Origin of the sequence: Candidatus Frankia nodulisporulans (genome assembly GCF_902806475.1) — a bacterium.
Taxonomy (GTDB): domain Bacteria; phylum Actinomycetota; class Actinomycetes; order Frankiales; family Frankiaceae; genus Frankia; species Frankia umida.
Window position 1 is genome coordinate 1 of the sequence record NZ_CADCWS010000219.1, and the last position, 6990, is coordinate 6990.

General features: G+C 71.8%; 6 protein-coding genes. 2 read left to right on the top strand and 4 right to left on the bottom strand.

Features of this window, described 5'->3' with window-relative positions; all coding sequences use genetic code 11:
- A partial coding sequence (locus tag G6R24_RS16470) for a LysR family transcriptional regulator (protein ID WP_225438621.1) occupies positions 1-712 on the bottom strand: 712 nt, incomplete at its 3' end.
- A gap of 204 nt (positions 713-916) precedes the next feature.
- On the opposite strand from G6R24_RS16470, the gene G6R24_RS16475 reads away from it, so the two are divergent.
- Complete coding sequence (locus tag G6R24_RS16475; RefSeq protein WP_225438622.1) at positions 917-2194, top strand: MFS transporter; 1278 nt, start codon at positions 917-919, stop codon at positions 2192-2194.
- On the opposite strand, the gene G6R24_RS16480 is transcribed toward G6R24_RS16475, so the two are convergent.
- From G6R24_RS16480 to G6R24_RS16490, 3 genes are all read right to left on the bottom strand, one after another.
- Entirely contained in the window at positions 2124-3119 is a 996-nt protein-coding gene (locus G6R24_RS16480) for an SAM-dependent methyltransferase (protein ID WP_163550126.1), read from the bottom strand. The genes G6R24_RS16475 and G6R24_RS16480 overlap by 71 nt on opposite strands.
- 516 nt (positions 3120-3635) lie before the next feature.
- Positions 3636-4211, bottom strand: a complete 576-nt coding sequence (locus G6R24_RS16485) for a GNAT family N-acetyltransferase (RefSeq protein WP_248816153.1) — start codon at positions 4209-4211, stop codon at positions 3636-3638.
- A gap of 53 nt (positions 4212-4264) precedes the next feature.
- Positions 4265-5626: an NsdA family TPR-like regulatory protein gene (locus G6R24_RS16490; RefSeq protein WP_163550129.1), complete on the bottom strand. Its 1362-nt coding sequence runs from the start codon at positions 5624-5626 to the stop codon at positions 4265-4267.
- A gap of 596 nt (positions 5627-6222) precedes the next feature.
- Between G6R24_RS16490 and G6R24_RS23415 the strand changes: the two genes are divergently transcribed.
- Positions 6223-6348, top strand: a complete 126-nt coding sequence (locus tag G6R24_RS23415) for a hypothetical protein (protein ID WP_263864076.1) — start codon at positions 6223-6225, stop codon at positions 6346-6348.
- Positions 6349-6990 lie beyond the last annotated feature (642 nt).

Sequence of the window (6990 nt, forward strand, 5' to 3'; positions counted from 1 at the left end):
CGACGCCCAGACCGTGGGCGATGAGGTCGAGCAGGGTGTCGGTGTCGCCGACCTCGCAGGCCGGGCGGCGCCTGATGCCGAGTTCGGTGAACGCGGCGTCGACGATCGTGCGGGCACCCCATCCCGGTGGGTAGTCGACGAACGACTCGCCGGCGGCGTCCGCGAGCGTCACCGACGACCGGGCGGCGAACGGATGCCCGGCGTGGCAGGCGAACACCATCGGCTCCGAGTCGAGCGGGGTGACCTCCAGCGCCGCCAGTGGTTCCGCCACGCAGGCGAAGGCGATGTCCAGACGCCCGCCGGCGACCCGGTCGAGCAGGATCACCGTGGGTGCCTGCACCACGCGCAGGTCCACCGAGGGATGGGCGGTGTGGAAGGCGGCGAGCGCGTCGGTCACCCCACGCCGGAAACTCTGCATGATCCCGATGGTGAGCGGTCCGCGCACCCCGCTGACGACCCCGGCGACGGCCGTGCGCGCGGACTGCGCGGCGGCCAGGACCCGCCGCGCCTCGGTCAGCAGCACCTCACCCTCCCGGGTCAGCCGCACGGCCCGGGTGCTGCGGACGAACAGCTTCGCGCCGAGTTCCTTCTCCAACGCCCCGATGGACGACGACAGCCCCGACTGGACGATGTTCACCCGCCGCGCGGCCCGGGTGAAGTGCAGCTCCTCGGCGACCGCGAGGAAGTGCTCCAGCTGCCGTAGCTCCACCATGCCACTCCTCGGGTCCATCACGGTGCGCTTCATGGTGCGTCGCGGTGCTCGACGCGGTGCGCGTCATGGTGCGTGTCGTGTGCGTGCCCGCGCGCCCGCTGTCACACGGGCGATCAGCCGCCGGACGAACTCATCGCCCCCACCGATGAAACCAAGCTGATTGTTCTGTTGGACAGGTTATCCGTGCGGGGCGACGCTGGGGACGTGATCGAGCGGAACGCACCTTCCCGCGGCCTGACCAGGCCGCCACCGGCCGACCCGGCGACCCCGGCGACCACGGCGATCGGCCGGGGACTGGTCGCGCTGCTGGCGGTGAGCACCGGGCTCAGCGTCGCGGCGATGTACTACGCCCAACCCCTGCTGGACGACATCCGCGCCGACCTGGGGATGTCCACCGGGGCGGCGGGACTGCTGGTGACCGTCACCCAGGCCGGCTATCTGGTGGCGCTGTGCCTGCTGGTGCCGGTCGGGGACCTGGTGGCCCGCCGCCGGCTCATCCCGCTGCTCACCGCGGGCCAGGCCGCGGCCCTCGTCGTGCTGGCCACGGCCAGCTCACCGGCGCAGCTGTTCGCCGCGGGTATCGCGGTCGGGGCGCTGAGTGTCAGCGCGCAGGTCGGGGTGGCCTTCGCCGCGAGTCTGGCCGGGGACGCCGAGCGCGGCAAGGTCGTGGGCACGGTGATGAGCGGGCTGCTGATGGGTATCCTGCTGGCCCGCACGGCCGCGGGCTGGCTCGCGGATCTGGGCGGCTGGCGCACCCCGTACTGGGTGGCCGGCGGGGTGCAGGTGGTGATGTGCGTGGTGCTCGCCGTCCGGCTGCCGGCGGAACGGCCCCGCCCGGACGCCACCACCGCCCCGCGTTACGGCGAGGCGGTGGCGTCGGTCGGACGGCTGCTGCGGGACGAACCGGTGCTGCGCCGACGCGCGATCTACGGGGCGGCGGCGTTCGGGGGGTTCAGCGTCCTGTGGACGCCACTGTCGTTCCTGCTCAGCGCGGCGCCCTACGGCTATTCGACCGGTGTCATCGGCCTGTTCGGTCTGCTCGGCCTGGTCGGCGTGCTGGCCGCCGCCGGGGCCGGCCGGGCCGCCGACCGGGGGCGGGCGAGCCTGGTCACGATCGGCTCGGCGGGGCTGCTGCTGGTGTCCTGGCTGCCGCTGGGCCTGGGCGGTCAGCACCTGGCCGGACTCGTGGTCGGTGTCCTGGTGCTGGATCTGGCGGTGCAGGCGCTGCACATCACCAACCAGAGCGAGATCTACGCGCTGCGCCCCGAGGCCCGAAGCCGGCTGACCGCCGCCTACATGGCCACCTACTTCACCGGGGGTCTGCTGGGCTCCCTGGCCGCCGACGCCGCCTACAGCCAGGGCGGATGGACGGGGGTCAGCCTCACCGGCGCCGCCTTCGGGCTGCTGGCCGTCACCGTGGCCGGGTGGGAGCGGCTGCACCCGGGCGCTCGGCGGTCACGAACTGACTCGCCTGCGCCGTGACCGCGAACGCGTCGGCGACGGGATGGCCGTAGCGCCGCGCGACCGCGGCGATCCCCTCGGCGCTGACCGTCCATCCGAGCCCACGCAGCACTCCCGCGGCGTCCCGATCGTCGTCGTCGTGGACGAGCGCGCGCATGTCGACACCCCACCGGTCCCGGGCGCCGTCGAGTTCGGCGTCGCTGACCGCGGTCAGAATGCTGCGGGCCTCCTCCACGGCGATCCGGCTGCCCGGGGCGGAGTGGGCGTCCACCCCGGCCAGCAGCTGGAGCTCGGCCTGCGCCGGCAGGTACGGCGTCAGCCCCTCGACCAGCCACAACGTCGGCGTGTCCGGGTCGAACCCGGTCGCCCGCAGCGACATCGCCCAGTCCCGGCGCAGGTCCACCGGCACCGGATGATGGACGCAGCCCGCCACCGCGCCCCGGGCCCGCAGCACCGCCAGCTTGAAGGCCAGCACCCGCGGCTGGTCGATCTCGAACACGGTGCTTCCCGCCGGCCACGACAACCGGAACGCCCGGGTGTCCAGCCCCGCGGCGAGAATGACCGTCTGACGGATGCCGTCCGCGAGCGCCCCGGTGACCACCGCGTCGAGGAACTTCGTCCGGATGCCCAGGTAACGGTTGGTCAGCATCCACGTGTCCGGTAACGCGTGGTCGCCCACCTCCGCGGGTGTCGTCGGCATCGGATGCGGCAGGTGGGCGGCCCGCACGAACGCCGCCGCCCACGGGTCGTCACACATCGCGTCCGGCTGGCCGCTTTCCACCGCCCGGGCGGCGGCCACGGCCAGCGCGGTGATGCCCACCCCGGTGGTGATGTCCCAGTCGACCAGGCCGTCGGTGCTGGCTAGGCCGTCGACGCGGTGGCTCCCGTCGACGTCGTCCGGATGGTTCGTCTGCCCGCGGGGTACTGCGTGCCGCACGTTCGCCATGGCCCGACCTCCAGGGATGCGCCCATCTCGTCACCGAAGGTAGCTCCAGGCCGGAGGGTCCGCCAGACGAGACCGCGTCCGCGCCGCGGCGTCGCCCACCCTGGGACGCGAGGACGGACGGCCCGGGACGCGAACCCGCGGGGCGGCGCGGGCGGGCCCGCGGGGCAGAGCGCGCGGGCTCGTCGAAGAGGGCAGGCGGGCCGGTGGGGCAGGGCGGGCGGGCCGGCCACGCGGGTGCGGGCTGGCCGGGCAGGGCGCGGGGGTCGGTCAGGCAGGGCGCGGTCGATCGGGATGATCGGCCGGCGGCCTGCCCGACCGCGGGGCGTCCGGGCCAGAAGGAGCGGGGTGGTCGGGCCGGGCGTCGTGCGGTCGGTGTCCCAGGTGCCTCGAGGAGGCGACGGGCGAGTCACGGTGGATGAGTCAGGTGGGGGATGACTCAGGTGACTCGGACGGCCCAGGCGACACAGGTGGTTCGGGTGGATCAGCTGGTTCGGGTGGATCAGGCGGTTCGGGGGATCAGGTGGAGCTGTGGGCGGGCAGTGGCGGGGTGGGCAGGCCGGCCGCGGCGGCGGGTCGCTCGGCGACACCACGGGGCACGGCGCCGGCGAGCCGGTCGAACCAGGCGGCCCGGCTGATGGCGTAGACGGCATGCTCCTCGCCGTGCAGGTACTGAAGGCGCGCGCAGGTCATGCCGAGGCGTTCGGCGACACGTACGGACGCGGTGTTCTCGGGCAGGATCACCGAGATCACTTCGGCGAGTTCGGGTCGTTCGGCGAACACCCAGCTGATCGCGGCGGTGCCGGCCTCGCGGGCGTAGCCACGACCCCAACGGTCCCGGCGGATGAACCAGACCGCTTCGATGCCGGGCCAGCCCGGTTCGGTCCACAGGCCCGCGCGGCCGACGAGGTCGCCGGTGGCGCGTTCGACCACGGCCCACGGGCCCACGCCGGTCAGTGCCCAGCAGCCGATGTTGCCGGCCATCGCGTGCCAGACGCTGTCGGGATCACAACGGCCGCCGATGTAGCGGGTGAACTCGGTGTCCGACCAGATCGTGACGAAGCCAGGCGCGTCACTGGATCGCAACGGACGCATAACCAGTCGGTCGGTCGAGAGGGTCGGGATGGTAACCAGGGTGGCTTTCGTCCTCATCCAGTACCGCCTGCCGGAAGGGTGCGGCACGCCTCGAGGAAGGACGAGACCGCGGGGATTCGATGGTGGGCCGGGGAGAACGAGGAGGCGCACTGGCGCAGCCTCGCCTTCACAGTATGCGTCAGCTCGTCCGGTGCCGTGCGGATGACGTCCATCGCGATACGGGCGGCCTCCTCGGGTTCCGGCTCCCGTCCGATGAGGAACTTCGACGCGTACGACATGTAGGCGTGCTGCGATTCCTCGACGGTGTAGTCACCGCCCTTTCGCTGATAACCGGCGATCGCGATCGGCGCCCATTCCTGGGCCATGTCGACATCCCCCATGTTGATGGCGACACCGGAGCGGAACATCGCGACGGCGGCCGGACCGACCGGCGTCTCACCCGGCATCGGGGCCATCGTGCAGGAGGCCGCCTCCATCCGGTTCAGGGCGTCGCGGGCGGATTCCTGGTCACCCATCTTCGCGTATGCCCGGGCCTCGTAGGCCGCCATCCGGCCGTCCATGTACGGATGCCGAACCTGCTGAACGAGGTTCAGCGCGGCGATCGCCTGCCGATACCGCTGGGTGTGATAGGCGATCGAGCTCTGCAGCGCGGCGACCGACATGATCAGCACCGGCTCGCCGATCTCGTCGGCATAGGTGCCGGCCAGCCCGGCAAAACGGCGGGCGGAGCGGAAGTCGTTCGTGTTGAACGCCAGCCGTCCGAGGAAATAGGTGAGCTGACCGCCCAGCTGTGTCACCCGGGCCCGGGTGCCGGCGGACATCCGGCCGTCCAGGATCGACTCGATCTGCTTCCAGCGTTCCGCGACCTCGCCCAACAGCGCCAGATGTGGGGCGGAGCCGTAGACCTGGGCGATCTCGTCGACGTCGGACTCCAGCTCGTCGAGCGTGCGGTCCGATGCGCTGCCTGTCTCGATCCGCGCCCGGGTGGACGCGGCGATCGCCGACAGAGCCGGCAGTGCCGGGAGTGCAGCAAACTCTCGCCGGTTCGTGGAAATCACCTCATGGTCAATGGTCCGTGCACCATGGGTAATAAGCATCCCCTCCGGTGCAGGGACAAACTCATCGCTTGGTCGTCGCATCGGCGGGACGACACCAAGGCGGCGCGCCCGCTTCTCCCGATCGGCGGCGTCGCGCAGCCGGCGAATCGCCCCCCCGCAGGGGAGTACGACGTCCAGGGCATCGGAGAGATCTGGTGAAGGCACCTCCCTCCCGTTTACCGCCCTGGACACCTGCTGCCGCTTGAAGCCGGTCCGCTCGGCCAGTCTGCTGATGTTTGTCTCGTTGTCTCCGATCAATGACTGGAGCATGCCTGCCAGCTCGTCCAGTGAATCATTGCGTTGCCGTTCAGCCTCCACCGTGAACCTCCCAGCCGCATCTGTATCGGAGGGTGCAACGAGCCGTTGCGGGTCAGGCACCCTTCTGTTGCAATCTGTCGTCGGGCAACGGCGAACTGTGTCATGGCCCGAAACTCCGGCACTTCTGAGCCATCGGGTACCTGCTGCCCACTGTCCCTGGATCACTGTTGATCCAACCGCCTTTGTTTCGGGGAGGTTGCATGACGCCGCCGAGCCCTTCGGCAGGAATACCGAGCACTCTCTCGGTGCCCCTCGCGGTTGAGAAGGTCGCCCACACCACACACCCAACTGCGGACCGCCAGGTTCAGGCCCCCGCACCGCCGCGGACTACCCGGGATGGGGGGGACATACCGCCGAATCCTGCGCACAGTGCCAGCTACACAGGACCTTGGTCCCGCTATCGACACCAACCCGACGTTGAGCCAACATTCGGACCACCCACCGGAGGTGCCCCCCGGGCCATACCCGTTCGGGTACCCCCGAGGGGCCTGCCGGTGCGCCACCCGGGCCGGCACTGGCTCGTCCCTCGTTACGCATCGTCGCCCGGCTTCGCGATTGTGGTCCTCGATGAGGCCGGGCTGCCGGTTGAGACGGTGGTGGGTTGGGTCACTGAGGCGTTGGCGGAAGGGCACGCGCAGTCGCGCTACGAGGTCGGACGCTACCGGATCGTGCCTACCCGGCCGCCCGGCAAGGGCGTGGCGCCGCTGTCCGTCCGGGACTGAGCGCCGGGGCCGGCCACCGGTGTCCGGCCCCGGCCGCTGGCGGCCCGTGGCCAGGGTGAGCGTGGGTTCCGACGTCCGCGCGGGCGCCGCCGCTGCCCGCCGCCGGGGCCGTTCCCGGCGGCCCGGCCGCGGCGCGACCCACCGGCGCCGGCGCCCGACCGGATTCGTTGCACCGCCCGGAAAGTGGTGTCGTATCAGCGTCTTTTCGGACTTTCGGGGGGAGCCGGAGGCCGCCGGTTCGATGGCACGAAGTGACCATGAAGGCCCCCGAACGTGTCCCCACGCCCGGCTTCCCCCGGCCCGCCCCGCGGCCGGCCTGGCGGGCGGGACGGCTGGCCGCGGGGCCGCCGATGGGGCCGGTGGCCACCCGACGGTCATCCGCTGGCGGCCCGTCGGCCACCGGATGGCCCCCGCGTCGGGCGGCCGTCAGTGCCGTGCGGCCCCTTGAAGTTCCGTCCGGCGGTGGCGGCTGATAGCGACCTTATGGTCGACCGAGGTGGCCGCGGGAGCCATGAATGTGCGGCGAGCGGTCCGCCGCGGCGCGTGGAAATGCGCCCAGACGGTTGGTCGCGTGGCCCACGGATGATCGGACACCCGGTGGTTGGGTGTTCATTGCGAGATGGGACAGAGGGTGTTGTGACC